This window comes from Paraburkholderia tropica, from assembly GCF_014171495.1.
GTDB lineage: Bacteria > Pseudomonadota > Gammaproteobacteria > Burkholderiales > Burkholderiaceae > Paraburkholderia > Paraburkholderia tropica.
Genome location: NZ_CP049134.1, coordinates 1,053,089 through 1,067,978, shown reverse-complemented (window position 1 = coordinate 1,067,978; position 14,890 = coordinate 1,053,089). Strand labels below are relative to the sequence as shown.

General features: G+C 64.1%; 12 protein-coding genes and 1 pseudogene. 4 read left to right on the top strand and 9 right to left on the bottom strand.

Annotation, left to right across the window (positions count from 1 at the left end):
* Positions 1–100: 100 nt before the first annotated feature.
* The 3 genes from pnp to G5S35_RS04795 form a co-directional block, all read right to left on the bottom strand.
* Positions 101–2,239, bottom strand: coding sequence for a polyribonucleotide nucleotidyltransferase (pnp, locus tag G5S35_RS04805; protein ID WP_074984817.1), 2,139 nt, complete (start codon positions 2,237–2,239; stop codon positions 101–103).
* Between the two features lie 365 nt (positions 2,240–2,604).
* Complete coding sequence (gene rpsO / locus G5S35_RS04800; protein ID WP_027795476.1) at positions 2,605–2,874, bottom strand: 30S ribosomal protein S15; 270 nt, start codon at positions 2,872–2,874, stop codon at positions 2,605–2,607.
* Positions 2,875–3,061: 187 nt separating this feature from the next.
* A complete protein-coding gene (locus G5S35_RS04795) occupies positions 3,062–4,381 on the bottom strand; it encodes a branched-chain amino acid ABC transporter substrate-binding protein (protein ID WP_183038692.1) in 1,320 nt (439 codons plus the stop codon).
* A gap of 148 nt (positions 4,382–4,529) precedes the next feature.
* Here G5S35_RS04795 and G5S35_RS04790 point away from each other — a divergent pair, with 148 nt between their 5' ends.
* Positions 4,530–5,090 (top strand): hypothetical protein, encoded by a 561-nt coding sequence (locus G5S35_RS04790; protein WP_080180698.1) that lies wholly within the window; start codon positions 4,530–4,532, stop codon positions 5,088–5,090.
* A 97-nt stretch (positions 5,091–5,187) separates the two neighbouring features.
* On the opposite strand, the gene G5S35_RS04785 is transcribed toward G5S35_RS04790, so the two are convergent.
* From G5S35_RS04785 to G5S35_RS04760, 6 genes are all read right to left on the bottom strand, one after another.
* A complete protein-coding gene (locus G5S35_RS04785) occupies positions 5,188–6,738 on the bottom strand; it encodes a 2-isopropylmalate synthase (protein WP_065064557.1) in 1,551 nt (516 codons plus the stop codon).
* A gap of 357 nt (positions 6,739–7,095) precedes the next feature.
* Positions 7,096–7,971 (bottom strand): CDP-diacylglycerol--serine O-phosphatidyltransferase, encoded by an 876-nt coding sequence (pssA, locus tag G5S35_RS04780; protein ID WP_065064555.1) that lies wholly within the window; start codon positions 7,969–7,971, stop codon positions 7,096–7,098.
* An 11-nt stretch (positions 7,972–7,982) separates the two neighbouring features.
* Positions 7,983–8,636: a phosphatidylserine decarboxylase gene (locus G5S35_RS04775; RefSeq protein WP_035534386.1), complete on the bottom strand. Its 654-nt coding sequence runs from the start codon at positions 8,634–8,636 to the stop codon at positions 7,983–7,985.
* A 138-nt stretch (positions 8,637–8,774) separates the two neighbouring features.
* A complete protein-coding gene (gene ilvC / locus G5S35_RS04770) occupies positions 8,775–9,791 on the bottom strand; it encodes a ketol-acid reductoisomerase (protein WP_065064553.1) in 1,017 nt (338 codons plus the stop codon).
* A gap of 127 nt (positions 9,792–9,918) precedes the next feature.
* Positions 9,919–10,410, bottom strand: coding sequence for an acetolactate synthase small subunit (gene ilvN, locus G5S35_RS04765; RefSeq protein ID WP_065064551.1), 492 nt, complete (start codon positions 10,408–10,410; stop codon positions 9,919–9,921).
* Between the two features lie 114 nt (positions 10,411–10,524).
* Positions 10,525–12,300, bottom strand: coding sequence for an acetolactate synthase 3 catalytic subunit (locus tag G5S35_RS04760; protein ID WP_110327650.1), 1,776 nt, complete (start codon positions 12,298–12,300; stop codon positions 10,525–10,527).
* A 621-nt stretch (positions 12,301–12,921) separates the two neighbouring features.
* On the opposite strand from G5S35_RS04760, the pseudogene G5S35_RS04755 reads away from it, so the two are divergent.
* From G5S35_RS04755 to G5S35_RS04745, 3 genes and pseudogenes are all read left to right on the top strand, one after another.
* Positions 12,922–13,484, top strand: a pseudogene (locus tag G5S35_RS04755) (RNA polymerase sigma factor).
* Positions 13,481–13,912 (top strand): DUF3619 family protein, encoded by a 432-nt coding sequence (locus G5S35_RS04750; protein ID WP_065064547.1) that lies wholly within the window; start codon positions 13,481–13,483, stop codon positions 13,910–13,912. The pseudogene G5S35_RS04755 and the gene G5S35_RS04750 overlap by 4 nt, the downstream one beginning before the upstream one ends.
* 25 nt (positions 13,913–13,937) lie before the next feature.
* A complete protein-coding gene (locus G5S35_RS04745; protein ID WP_074984813.1) occupies positions 13,938–14,759 on the top strand; it encodes a DUF3106 domain-containing protein in 822 nt (273 codons plus the stop codon).
* The last annotated feature ends 131 nt before the right edge of the window (positions 14,760–14,890 follow it).

Here is a 14,890-nt window from a genome sequence, read left to right as displayed (position 1 = left end):
GTCGCGCCCGCAAGGCGGACGCACGGTAATCTCTTCCGACATTCTCATAAAAAAACGGCCGGCGCGCTCATCACGCTGCCGGCCGTTTCAGCTTGCCGCCTTACTGCTGCGGTTCGCCTTGCGGTGCATTGCCTTCGTTCAGCAGAGCCTTCGCCGACAGACGCACACGACCCTTCTCATCCGTCTGGATGACCTTGACCTTAACGATCTGGCCTTCCTTCAGGTAGTCGTTGATGTCCTTGATGCGCTCGTTGGCGATTTCGGAGATGTGCAGCAGACCATCCTTGCCCGGCAGCAGGTTCACGATCGCGCCGAAGTCCAGCAGCTTGAGGACCGCGCCTTCGTACACCTGGCCCACTTCGACTTCGGCCGTGATGTTCTCGATGCGCTTCTTCGCTTCGGCCATGCCTTCGCTCGAGGTCGAAGCAATCGTCACGACGCCGTCGTCCGAGATGTCGATCGTCGTGCCGGTTTCTTCCGTCAGCGCGCGGATCACCGAACCGCCCTTGCCGATCACGTCGCGGATCTTTTCCGGGTTGATCTTGATGGTGATCATGCGCGGAGCGTAAGCCGACAGCTCCGTGTTCACGCCCGACACCGCCGAGGTCATCTTGCCGAGGATGTGCAGACGCGCTTCGTGCGCTTGCGCGAGCGCGACCTGCATGATTTCCTTGGTGATGCCCTGGATCTTGATGTCCATCTGCAGCGCGGTCACGCCAGCTTCCGTACCCGCAACCTTGAAGTCCATGTCGCCGAGGTGATCTTCATCGCCGAGGATGTCGGTCAGCACCGCGAACTTGTTGTCTTCGAGGATCAGGCCCATCGCGATACCGGCAACGTGCGCCTTCATCGGCACGCCGGCGTCCATCAGCGCGAGGCAGCCGCCGCAGACCGAAGCCATCGACGACGAACCGTTCGACTCGGTGATTTCCGAGACGACGCGGATCGAGTAGCCGAATTCTTCAGCGCTCGGCAGGCACGCGACCAGCGCGCGCTTGGCCAGACGGCCGTGGCCGACTTCGCGGCGCTTGGGCGAACCAACACGGCCCGTTTCGCCGGTCGCGAACGGAGGCATGTTGTAGTGGAGCATGAAGCGGTCGCGGTACTCGCCTTCGAGCGCGTCGATGATCTGCTCGTCGCCCTTCGTGCCGAGCGTCGCGACGACCAGCGCCTGCGTTTCGCCACGCGTGAACAGTGCCGACCCGTGGGTGCGCGGCAGCACGCCCGTACGGATTTCGATCGGGCGAACCGTGCGCGTGTCACGGCCGTCGATACGCGGCTCGCCGTTCAGGATCTGCGAACGGACGATCTTGGCTTCGATGTCGAACAGCATGTTGCCGACGGTCGCCTTGTCGGCCGCCGTCGTGCCGGCCGCAGCCGCATCTTCTTCGAGCTTCGCCGACGTTGCTGCGTAGACTTCCTTCAGCTTGGCCGAACGTTGTTGCTTGTCGCGCAGCTGGTACGCGGCGAGCAGGTCGCTGTGAGCGATTTCCGCGACGCGCGCGATCAGCGCTTCGTTCTTCGGGGCCGGCTGCCAGTCCCACTCGGGCTTGCCGCCGTCGCGAACCAGTTCGTGGATCGCGTCGATCGCCGTTTGCATCTGCTCGTGGCCGAACACGACCGCGCCGAGCATCACGTCTTCCGGCAGCTGGTCGGCTTCCGATTCCACCATCAGCACCGCGCGCTCCGTGCCGGCGACCACGAGGTCGAGGCGCGACTGCTTGCTTTGCGAACGCGTCGGGTTCAGGACGTATTCGTTGTTGATGTAGGCCACGCGTGCGGCGCCGACCGGGCCGTTGAACGGCAGACCCGAGATCGCCAGCGCAGCCGACGCGCCGATCAGCGCGGGGATGTCAGCCGGGACTTCCGGGTTGATCGACAGGACGTGGATCACGACCTGGACTTCGTTGTAGAAGCCTTCCGGGAACAGCGGGCGCAGCGGACGATCGATCAGGCGCGAGATCAGCGTTTCGCCTTCCGACGGACGGCCTTCGCGGCGGAAGAAACCGCCCGGGATCTTGCCGGCCGAATAGGTCTTCTCGAGGTAATCGACGGTGAGCGGGAAGAAGTCTTGACCCGGCTTGGCGGTCTTCGCGCCGACGACGGTCGCGAGCACCACGGTGTCTTCGACGTCGACGATGACGGCGCCGCTCGCCTGACGGGCAATTTCACCGGTTTCGAGGCGCACATTGTGCTGGCCCCATTTGAATTCCTTCACGACTTTATTGAACATGGTCATGGTCACTCACTCCTTACTCATTTGTTATGCGGCGCCCGCACACGCGGACGTCACGGCAAGTCAAGGTTCCGGCACCGCGCGGGAAGAGGAGTGTTATGCCATTCCAGCGGAGCGCGCGGGTGCGTTGGGCGCGCCCTCGCGGCCAATGGCCGCGCACGATCTGCTGGAATGACACAAAGCTCTGCCCCGAAGTGCGGCCCTGGCTGCTTTGTGCTGCGGTACTGCGTTTTCCTGCGTTTGCCCTGCGTTTTCCTGCTACTGCCTTGTACTGCCAGCCGATACGCATCGCGAGAAGCGTACCGTTCAAAAACAAAATGCCTGTATCAGTGGAACTGACACAGGCATCTTTCTGGAAGACCTTCCGGTTACTTGCGCAGACCCAGCTTTTCGATCAGTGCGCGGTAACGATCAGCGTCCTTGCCCTTCAGGTAGTCGAGCAGCTTGCGACGGCGGCTCACCATGCGCAGCAGACCACGACGGCTGTGGTGATCCTTTGCGTGCGACTTGAAGTGGCCAGTCAGTTCGTTGATACGCGACGTCAGGAGTGCAACCTGAACTTCGGGCGAACCCGTGTCGCCGGTGCCGCGCGCGAATTGCGCGACGATGTCGGACTTCTTGATATCTGCTACGGACATTTGCTTTTCCTTTGAAACAAACAAGCGGTCACGGAAGAACGGCCGTGCCGTGGTTAGTTGCAACTACGAGGTTTTTACAGCGGCTTCTACTGCGCTTTTACTGCGATACAGCCTTGCCGAGATTTTCGACAAGGCGCGTATTGTAGCACAGCGACCATGCGCCGCGAACCCACCTGTCACGACGCGTTCACGGACGCTTCATCTTGCAGACCGTCGACGGCGCGGTACGCTCCGCCGGCAGCGCCAGCACGGTGCGAAAACCGTAGCCGGAGCCCTCGTTGTCGAAGCGCACGCCCGGCGTACCCTGCTTGTCCATCTGCATGACGTAAAGGGGCTGGATCGCCTGATGATCGTCGGCGCGCATCAGGATCGGATGGAAGCCGTTGTCGAAACGCAGCCCTTCGAGCGCCTTCGCGACCGCCGCCGGTTCGGCCGAGGCCGCCTTCGTCATCGCCTGGGCGAGCATCTCGACCATCATCGACATGCGCAGCACCGGGTAGTCGTCCTGCGCCGCCGGATAGCGCGCGCGGAATGCCTTGTACCACGCGTCGGAGGCCGCGCCGCCCGCGTTCGGGTGCCAGTCGGCCACGGCGATCACGTGCTTGACGCCTGCGTCGCCGAGCGCGGCCGGGGCGCCGAGGCTGTTGCCGTAGAAGGTGTAGAACTTCGCGTCGAGGCCCTGCTCGCGCGCCGCCTTCACCAGCAGCGTGAGGTCGTTGCCCCAGTTGCCCGTGACGACCGCGTCGGCGCCCGCCGCGCGGATCTTCGCGATATACGGCGCGAAATCCTTCACGCGGCCGATCGGGTGAAACTCGTCGCCGACGATCGCGATATCGGGCCGGTCCTTAGCCAGCGCCGAGCGCGCGAGCGTGCTCACGTCGTGGCCGAAGCTGTAGTCCTGATTGAGCAGGTAGACCTTCCTGACCGATTTGTCGGCGGCGATCACGTCCGCGAGCGCGTCCATACGCATGCCCGCGTGCGCGTCGAAGCGGAAGTGCCAGAAGCTGCAATTCGCGTTGGTGAGCGCGGGATCGTCGGCGGAATAGTTGAGGAACAGCTCGCGGTTATCGGGCTCGCGCGTGTTCTGACGGTCGATGGCCGTCACCAGCGCCGCCGCCACCGCCGAGCTGTTGCCCTGCATGACGAAGCCGATGTGGCGGTCCTGCGCCGCGCGCAGCTGCATCAGCGCGGCTTCGGTGCTGCCCTTGCTGTCGAGCACGACCAGTTCGAGCGGATGCCGCCCGTCGGGCAGCGCCACGCCGCCCTGCGCGTTCACGCGCTCGACGCCGAAACGCAGGTTGCGCTCGACCGCCGCGCCCGCATCGGCAAACGGGCCGGACATGCCTTCGATCAGCGCGAGCGGGATCGGCTTGCCTGCCGCAACGCCGCTCGCCTCGGCGGCGTCCACCGTACGCAACGCGCCCGGGGCCGCCACGCTCAGGAGCGCCGCCGCCAGCGTCAACAGCGCCGGGGCGTGGGTGAAATATCGCGTGAATCGTGCCGTCATGCGCTCTGCCCTCTCGCTACGCAAACTCGAATAAAGCGCGGATCATAGGGCGCACCGGCGCACGCCCGCAAGCCCGCCGTGATCGCGACGTGTCAAAATAACGGCTCCATATTCGGCGCCGGTTCGCACGGCGCCCCGGGGAGCATTCATGTTCGACCGCCTTTCCTCCGCCATCGCCACGCTGCGCGGCTTCACGCGCGAGGCGCCGCGCGCGCCGCGCCGCGTCCTGCTCGCGGGCCTCGGCGCGCTCGCGCTCGCGGGCTGCGCGCAGCCCTGGCAGCAGTTCCACGCGGGCGACGACGCCCAGTCCGTGATCGCCCGCTTCGGCCCGCCGCGCGAAGTCTACGACCTGCCCGACGGCGGCAAGCGCCTGATGTGGCCCACGCAGCCGATGGGCGAAGTCACCACGGCCGCCGACATCGACAAGAACGGCAAGGTCGTCAACGTGCGCCAGGTCCTGCAGCCGAATGAGTTCTACAAGGCCGAGATCGGCAAATGGACGCGCGCCGATGTGCTCGTGAACTTCGGCCGCCCGGTCGATACGTCCTATTTCCCGCTGATGAAGAAGGAAGCATGGACTTATCGCTATCTGGAAGACGGCGTCTGGTACATGCTCTACAGCTTCTATTTCGACGATCAGGGCATCCTGCGCCTCACGCAGAAAACGCCCGATCCGCTGCACGATCCGGATCTGCGCGCCCGCTTCTGATCCGGACCTGGCCCGGCAAAACAAAACCCCCGCGCTCTCGCGAACGCGGGGTTTTTCATTGGCGCGCGCCGCACGAGGCGACGCACCGGCCGAACGCTTACGAAAGCTGCGGATTGAGCTTGTTCGTGTCCGACGAGTAGAGCTTGTTGAGCGCCGAGATGTACGCCTTGGCCGACGCCGCGACGATATCCGGATCGGTGCCCACGCCGTTCACGATGCGGCCGCCCTTCGACAGACGCACCGTCACTTCGCCCTGCGCCTGCGTGCCGGTCGTGATCGCGTTCACCGAGTACAGCAGCAGTTCCGAACCGCTGCCCACTTCGGTTTCGATCGCGTTGAAGGTTGCGTCGACCGGGCCGTTACCCGCGGCTTCGCCCGTCACTTCCGAGCCGTCCGCCGAGAACACGATGCGCGCGTGCGGGCGCTCGCCGGTTTCCGAACGCTGCGAGAGCGCGATGAACTTGTAGTGTTCCTTCTCTTGCTGCTCGGCCGATTCCTCGGTGACGATCGCCATGATGTCTTCGTCGAAAATCTCCGACTTGCGGTCGGCGAGTTCCTTGAAGCGGGCGAACGCGCTGTTGAGTTCGGCTTCGCTTTCGAGCTGCACGCCGAGTTCCTGGAGACGCTGCTTGAACGCGTTGCGGCCCGAGAGCTTGCCGAGCACGATCTTGTTCGCGGTCCAGCCCACGTCTTCCGCGCGCATGATTTCGTAGGTGTCGCGTGCCTTGAGCACGCCGTCCTGGTGAATGCCCGACGCGTGCGCGAACGCGTTCGCGCCCACCACCGCCTTGTTCGGCTGCACGACGAAACCGGTGATCTGCGAAACGAGCTTCGAGGCCGGCACGATCTGCGTGGTGTCGATGCCGAGGTCGAGGCCGAAGTAGTCCTTGCGGGTCTTCACGGCCATGACGATTTCTTCGAGCGACGTATTGCCCGCGCGCTCGCCGAGACCGTTGATCGTGCACTCGACCTGACGCGCGCCGCCGATCTGCACGCCGGCCAGCGAGTTCGCCACGGCCATGCCGAGGTCGTTATGGCAGTGCACCGAGAACACAGCCTTGTCCGAATTCGGAATGCGCTCGCGCAGCGTCTTCACGAGATTGCCGTAGAGTTCCGGCACGCCGTAGCCGACCGTATCGGCGATGTTGATCGTGGTCGCGCCTTCGTTGATGACGGCTTCGAGCACGCGGCACAGGAAATCCATGTCCGAGCGGCTGCCGTCTTCGGGCGAGAACTCCACGTCGTTGGTGAACTTGCGCGCGAAACGCACCGCCAGCTTCGCCTGTTCGAGCACCTGCTCCGGCGACATGCGCAGCTTCTTCTCCATGTGCAGCGGCGACGTGGCGATGAAGGTGTGAATGCGGAAGTGGTCGGCGGGCTTGAGCGCGTCGGCGGCGCGCTGGATGTCCTTGTCGTTCGCGCGGGCGAGCGAGCAGATCGTGCTGTCCTTGATCATGCCGGCGATCGTGTGGATCGCGTCGAAGTCGCCGTTCGAGCTGGCCGCGAAGCCCGCTTCGATGATGTCGACCTTCATCCGCTCGAGCTGCTTCGCGATGCGGATTTTCTCTTCCTTCGTCATCGACGCACCGGGCGACTGCTCGCCGTCGCGCAACGTCGTATCGAAAATGATGAGCTTTTCTGCTGCCATTTTGGGTCTCCGGGGGGACTTGTTCAGTGTCTAAAAACGGATTTTGGGTGTTCGCGCCACCGATGGCGACGCTGACAATGAACGAGGCTTACGGAGGGCGAGCGAGATCAGCGCGGCAGGCGCGCTAGCGCTAGCGTGCTTAGCAGCGCGCCGGCTTGAAGGGAAAAGAGGGGGAACTGGATGGTGTCCATCGCCCGACTATAGCCGGAAACCGGCGATAGCGCAATCCGATAAGTCCTGCGGGCGCAAAGCGCCGCCCGGCGTTGCCGTGACGCGAAAGAAACAGGCGAAAAAGAAAAAGGGCCGCGCTCGCGCGTGGCCCTTTCATCGTATTCGCGACAGAAGTCGCCGCGCGCCCTAGCGCTCGCGCGGCGACGAACGCGCCGGATTGGCGCGCCCGCGCAGCCCCTGATACGCCCAGAAGACATAGCCCGACAGGCCATAGAGCACGAACAGGCCGAACAGCATCAACGGCGGATCCGACGACACCAGCACGAACGCCACCACCACGAGCAGCGTGGCCGCGAACGGCACGCGATGCCGCACGTCGAGCGCCTTGCCGCTGTAGAACGGCGCGTTGGAGACCATCGTCACGCCCGCGTAGATCGTCAGCACGAAGGCGACCCACGGCAGCCAGGACAGCTTCACCGGCACGCGGTTATCGGTCGCGAGCCAGACGAAACCGGCGATCAGCGCGGCCGCGGCCGGGCTCGGCAGGCCCTGGAAGAAACGCTTGTCCACCGAACCGATGTTGGTGTTGAAGCGCGCGAGCCGCAGCGCCGCACCCGAGCAGTAGACGAAGGCCGCAAGCCAGCCCCAGCGCCCGAGATCCTTGAGCACCCACTCGTACATCACGAGCGCCGGCGCGACGCCGAACGACACCATGTCCGAAAGGCTGTCGAACTGCTCGCCGAACGCGCTCTGCGAGTGCGTCATGCGCGCGACGCGCCCGTCCATGCCGTCGAGCACCATCGCCACGAAAATGGCGATGGCCGCCACTTCGAAGCGCACGTTCATCGCCTGCACGACGGCGAAGAAACCGCAGAACAGCGCCGCGGTCGTGAACGCGTTCGGCAGCAGATAAATGCCGCGCTTCTTCAGGAAATCCTGGCGCGCGGCGCGACGGCTCGCCGCCACGCCGACCTGATCCTGCACCGCCTTGTTGCGGCGAAACGGACGCGGCAGCGGGCCGCCGGCGGGATTGCGGGGACGACGCGGTTTGAATCCGGCCATACCTGCCCTCCTTATGCCGATTGGGTCGGCAGCTCGGCGAGAATCGTCGACGAGGCGGACACCTTCTCGCCGATCGACACGCGCGGACGGCTACCCACCGGCAGATACACGTCGACGCGCGAGCCGAAGCGGATGAAGCCGTAGCGCTGGCCGCGCGAGAGCGGCTCGCCTGCGCGCACGTAGCAGAGAATCCGGCGCGCGATCAGGCCCGCGATCTGCACCGAGGTGACGGTCGTGCCGTCGGCCATCGTCAGCACGACGGCGTTGCGTTCGTTCTCGGTCGAGGCCTTGTCGATGGCGGCGTTCAGGTACGCGCCCGGGAAATATTCGACCTTCGCGACGGCGCCGTCGACGGGCGAACGCTGCGAGTGGACGTTGAAAACGTTCATGAACACGCTGATCTTCAGCGCTTCACGGTTGGCGTACGGGTCGTGCGCGGTTTCCACGGCGACGATGCGGCCGTCGGCGGGGCACAGGACGGCGTTGGCCTGGGTGGGAATCGGGCGCGGCGGATCGCGGAAGAACTGAACGACGAAGATCAGGATCAGCCAGAACGGCCATGCGAGTCCGAAGCCTGCGACCGCATGGATCAAGAGCGCCACGACGGCCGCAATGGCGATGAACGGCCAGCCTTCGCGCGCGATGATCGGATGAGGGTAATTCATGGTGGCTTCGCTGTTATTTTAAAAACCGTAGGATAGCAAAAGCCGCCCAGGCTTCGTCCCACCTGGGCGGCTTTTCTTGGCACTCACTGTCGCGAAGCAGTATAAAACCGCACGCGAGGTCGTACTCAGTCCGTCAGATTAGTTCTTCGACTGGTCGACGAGCTTGTTTGCAGCGATCCACGGCATCATCGCGCGGAGCTTCGCACCGACCACTTCGATCTGGTGCTCGGCGCCCAGGCGGCGGCGCGATTGCAGCGTCGGCGCGCCGGCCTTGTTTTCGAGAATGAAGCTCTTCGCGTATTCGCCGGTCTGGATGTCCTTCAGGACTTCCTTCATGACCTTCTTCGTTTCGGCCGTGATCACGCGCGGGCCCGTCACGTACTCGCCGTATTCGGCGTTGTTCGAGATCGAGTAGTTCATGTTCGCGATGCCGCCTTCGTAGATCAGGTCGACGATCAGCTTGAGTTCGTGCAGGCACTCGAAGTACGCCATTTCCGGCGCGTAACCTGCTTCGACCAGCGTTTCGAAGCCGGCCTTGATCAGATCGACCGTACCGCCGCACAGCACGGCTTGTTCGCCGAACAGGTCGGTTTCGGTTTCTTCGCGGAAGTTCGTTTCGATGATGCCGGCACGGCCGCCGCCGTTCGCTGCCGCGTACGACAGGGCGATGTCACGTGCTGCGCCCGACTTGTCCTGGTGGACAGCGATCAGGTGGGGCACGCCGCCGCCTTGCGAGTAGGTGCCGCGAACCGTGTGGCCCGGCGCCTTCGGCGCGATCATGATGACGTCCAGATCCGCACGCGGGATCACCTGGCCGTAGTGAACGTTGAAGCCGTGCGCGAACGCGAGGGCTGCGCCGTTCTTGATGTTCGCGTGAACTTCCTTCGCGTACACGTCGGCGATCTGCTCGTCCGGCAGCAGCATCATGACGACGTCGGCGTTCTTCACCGCTTCGGCCACTTCCTTGACCTGGAGACCGGCGTTCTCAGCCTTGCTCCACGATGCGCCGTTCTTGCGCAGGCCAACCGTGACGTTCACGCCGCTTTCCTTCAGGTTCAGCGCGTGAGCATGGCCTTGCGAGCCGTAACCGATGATGGTGACCTGCTTGCCCTTGATGAGGGAGAGATCGGCGTCCTTGTCGTAGAAAACTTTCATGTTGGTTCCTTGGCGAGAGTCTGGTGAATTTCGGTACTGCAATTAGCTAGTGCTGCGCCGGATGCGTCGTCGCTTGTCGCGGGCCGCGCATCCGGTCAAGTTCCGGTGCAAGATCGACTGAGTCGGGTCACACCTTCAGAATGCGCTCTCCGCGCCCGATGCCCGAGCCGCCCGTACGGACGGTTTCGAGAATCGCGGTGCTGTCGAGCGCCTCGATGAACGCGTCGAGCTTGTCGCTCGCACCCGTCAGTTCGATCGTGTAGGTCTTTTCGGTGACGTCGATGATGCGGCCACGGAAAATATCCGCCATCCGCTTCATCTCCTCACGTTCCTTGCCGACCGCCCTTACCTTGATCAGCATCAGCTCGCGCTCGATGTGGGCGCCCTCGGTAAGGTCGACCACTTTCACCACCTCGATCAGGCGGTTCAGATGCTTCGTGATCTGTTCGATCACGTCGTCCGAGCCAATGGAAACGATGGTCATGCGCGACAGCGAACGGTCTTCGGTCGGCGCCACCGTCAAGGTTTCAATGTTGTAGCCGCGTGCGGAGAAGAGGCCGACCACGCGCGACAGCGCGCCCGGCTCGTTTTCCAGCAGAACGGAAATGATGTGTCTCATGATGTGATCCGCGATTTATCCAGTGAGCGTGGTTGCCGCCCTTCCCCGCGAACCCGCGCGCCCGTTGTGTGGACGCGCGCCGCGCGAGGTTGGAACGGCGCCGTGCAAAAACCGTTACAGGTCTTCCGAGCCGAGCAGCATCTCGGTGATGCCCTTGCCGGCCTGAACCATCGGCCAGACGTTTTCGGAAGGGTCGGTCTGGAAATCGAGGAACACCGTGCGGTCCTTCAGGCGCAGCGCTTCTTTGAGCGCCGGCTCCACATCGGCCGTCTTTTCGATCCGCATGCCGACGTGGCCATACGCTTCGGCGAGCTTCACGAAGTCAGGCAGCGCATCCATGTACGAATGCGAATAGCGCTTGCTGTATTCGATCTGCTGCCACTGGCGGACCATGCCGAGGTAGCGGTTGTTCAGCGAAATGATCTTCACGGGCGTGTCGTACTGCTTGCAGGTCGACAGCTCCTGAATGCACATCTGGATCGAGCCTTCGCCCGTGATGCACAGCACGTCGTCGTCGGGGTGGGCCATCTTCACGCCCATCGCCGCCGGCAGGCCGAAGCCCATCGTGCCGAGACCACCGGAGTTGATCCAGCGGCGCGGCTGGTTGAAGCGGTAGAACTGCGCGGCCCACATCTGGTGCTGGCCGACGTCCGAACACACGAAAGCATTGCCGCCCGTGAGTTCCCACGCCTTTTCGACCACGAACTGCGGCTTGATGATGTCGCTCGAACGGTCGAACTTCAGGCAGTTCTTTTCACGCCAGCCTTCGATGTCCTTCCACCAGTCGGCGAGCGCGGCCGTGTCCGGACCGTGTTCGGCGTGCTGCAGTTGCTCGATGAGCTCCTTGAGCACTTCCTTGACGTCGCCGACGATGGGGATATCGACCTTCACGCGCTTCGAGATCGACGACGGGTCGATGTCGATGTGAATGATCTTGCGCGGACGCGACGCGAAGTGCGCCGGGTCGCCGATCACGCGGTCGTCGAAACGCGCGCCGATCGCGATCAGCACGTCGCAGTGCTGCATCGCCATGTTGGCTTCGTAGGTGCCGTGCATGCCGAGCATGCCGAGGAACTTGCGGTCGCTCGCGCGATAGCCGCCCAGACCCATCAGCGTGTTCGTGACCGGGTAGCCGAGCAGGTCGGCGAACTGGTTCAGTTCGCGCGACGCATCCGCGAGGATGATGCCGCCGCCGGTGTAGATGTACGGACGCCTGGCCGAGAGAAGCAGCGACACCGCCTTGCGGATCTGCCCCGAGTGGCCCTTGGTGACCGGGTTGTACGAGCGCAGCGAAACGCTCTTGACCGGTTCGTACGCGCACGGCGTCTTCGACACGTCCTTCGGAATGTCGATCAGCACGGGGCCGGGACGGCCGGTGCGCGCAATGTAGAAAGCTTTCTTGACGGTGGCGGCGAGGTCGCGCACGTCCTTCACGAGGAAGTTGTGCTTCACGCAGGGACGCGTGATGCCGACCGTATCGCACTCCTGGAACGCATCTTGACCGATGGCGGCAGTCGGCACCTGGCCGCTGATGATCACCATCGGGATCGAGTCCATGTAGGCCGTTGCGATGCCGGTCACCGCGTTGGTGACGCCAGGACCCGAGGTCACGAGACACACGCCGACGTTGCCGGTCGAGCGCGCATAGGCGTCGGCCGCGTGCACGGCTGCCTGTTCGTGGCGCACGAGAACGTGCTGGATTTTGTCCTGCTTGTACAGCTCGTCGTAAATGTAGAGCACCGAGCCGCCGGGATAGCCCCAGATGAATTCGACCTGCTCGTCGGCGAGCGCCTTCATCAGCACGGTTCCGCCGATGGAGTTTTGAGCTTGAGGGTCAGATTCTTGCGAGGGGGGGACCGACGTGGAGAATTCCGCGCTGGGCATGTTCATCATTCACCTTTCGAATTTTCGGCAAAAAATTGATCGGGTGCTCTCTGCCGGGCTTGTGGCTCGGGTTCAAGCGGCGCGTCCAGTTGACAGATGAGCTTCTTGGGCTCATCTCAATTGAGACAGTCACTTATGTTGCGAACCGTCGAAGATAGCGGCTCGAAAGCATTCGGTCAAGCGCTTATTGTCGATTCGTGGCGCATTTTCGAATCACAGGTACAAAGGTTGCGCAGGCGCCGGACATCGGCATGGGCCGGCGAGGCGGCGAAACGCGAGCGCAAGGGAGCAAAACGGAAGCAAAACGGGAGCGCAGCCAAAGCGAAAAAACGCAATTAAGGCGCTGTTAAGGCGCAGTCGCTTACTAATACGCTGCGCCGGCTTGCCAACAACCTTCAAACCGACTCCATCTGCGCATCCGGTGCGTTCACCCGCACCGGCGCGCCGCGGATCGGGTAAAGTGCGCGGCAGCGGCGCCGGACATGATCCGCGCCGCGCCCAAGCTGACGCGACACGGCTGCGTGGACGCCCGGATCACCCGCCGGCGCGAAAATTTGCTAGCATCCGCGAGTTTTACGACATTTTTCGAACGATTACGCGTACGCTGGTGGCGGCGCCCTGCAACGGATGGCATCAGACAAGGAACTCGCCGATTTCCTGGCGGGCGTCGAAAGACGCGCGTTCAAGCAGACGGTCTACGCCGTGCGCGACGACGACGCCTCGCTCGACATCGTGCAGGACGCGATGATCAAGCTCGCGGAAAAATACGGAGACCGCCCCCCGCCGAGCTCCCGCTGCTCTTCCAGCGTATTCTGCAGAATACGATGCACGACTATTTTCGTCGGCAGAAAGTACGCAATACGTGGGTGAGCCTGTTCTCCTCGCTGAGCGGCGCCGACGACGAGGATTTCGACCCGCTCGAAACCTTCGAGGCCGAATCGGGCTCTCCCGGTGCGGAAAGCAGCGAACAGCAGATGGAGCGCGCCCAGGTCCTCCAGCTCATCGACGACGAAATCCAGAAATTGCCAGCACGTCAACGGGAGGCGTTTCTGATGCGTTACTGGGAAGATATGGATGTCGCCGAAACCGCCGCTGCCATGGGCTGTTCCGAGGGCAGTGTGAAAACGCACTGCTCGCGGGCCACGCATACGCTGGCTCAGGCGCTCAAGGCCAAAGGAATCACGCTATGAGCTCCGCTCTCGATAAACAAGAACTAGAGTTCGTGCAGGAGTTGCGCCGCGCGCTCGACGAGAGCGCCGCCAGCCTGCCCTCTGCCACCACTGTCCGATTGTCCGCCGCCCGCAAGGCCGCGCTCGCCCGCAAGAAGGCCGAGCCCGTGCTCGTGCGCGCGCCGGCGCTGGCCGCCGCGGGTGTCGGCGCCATCGGTGGTGTGCCGGGCGGCCTGCCGGCGCCGCGCCGCCGCTCCGCCCTCGCACGCTTCGCGCTCGCGTGGCCGCTCGCCGCGCTGGTGGCCGGCCTCTTCGCGATCGCGTACTTCGAAGATCAACAACGTACCGCGGAACTCGCCGATATCGACGCGGCCATGCTGAGCGACGACCTGCCGCTCACGGCCTATCTCGATCACGGCTTCAACGCGTACCTGTCGCGCTCGCATTAATACGGAAAACCGGGGGATTGACGGGGTGAGTTACAAGCGCGGCCTGGCCGTTGTCATTGGATCTGTGGTCGCGGCGCTGGTGTCGTATGCAGCGACCTACCCGCGCTTTCATCCCGAGCTCGCCGCGCCGGAAGCCGCCAACGCGGCCAATGCGCCCGCTCCGGGTTCCACCGCCACCGTCGCCGAGCCGGCGGCCACTGCACCGTTCGCGCAGCAACCCGGCAGCGGCAGCCCGCTGGCGTGGTCGCGCCTGAGCGACGCGCAACGTGTCGCGCTCGCGCCGTTCGCCAGCGAGTGGGACCGTTTCAGCGATGAACGCAAGCGCAAATGGCTGCGGATCGCCGCGCGTTATCCGAAGATGACGCCCGAAGCGCAAAAACGCTTACAAGAACGCATGGCCGAATGGGTGCGCATGACGCCCGAACAGCGCCGCGTTGCGCGCGAGAACTATCAGGTGTCGAAGGAACTGCCCGCACAGGCGCGTCAGCGTGCGTGGAAGGCGTACCAGGAACTCTCCGACGAGCAGAAGGCGAAGCTCGCCGCCAGCGAGCGCAAGCGCCGCACGGTGGTCAGCGCGCCGCCGAGCGGCAACAAGAGCGAAATCCGCGACATCGAGCGTCTCGTCAACGAACGCGAGCATCGCGCCCGTGCACGCGCCGCCGGCAACGCGTCGGGTGTGAACGGCGTGCCCGCGCCCGTGGTGCCCGAGCAACCGGGCTCGACCGGCCAGAACAGCGGCACGGCCGCGGCGGCCGCCGCCAGCATTCCGGCGGCCGGCAGCTTCGAGCCCGCAGTTCCGGTGCCGGTGTCGCCCGCCGAAGCGCCTGCGGCATTCAAGGGCTCCTGAGCCCGGCGTGCGCCGCCGCTTCGCCTCGCGTTAAGCCTGGCATTAGCACGCGTTTCGCCCTGCCCCCGTTCGCGGTTATTCTTGCGGTGTCCCGCCCTCATTCCGACACCGCCGACACCGCGACGCCAACG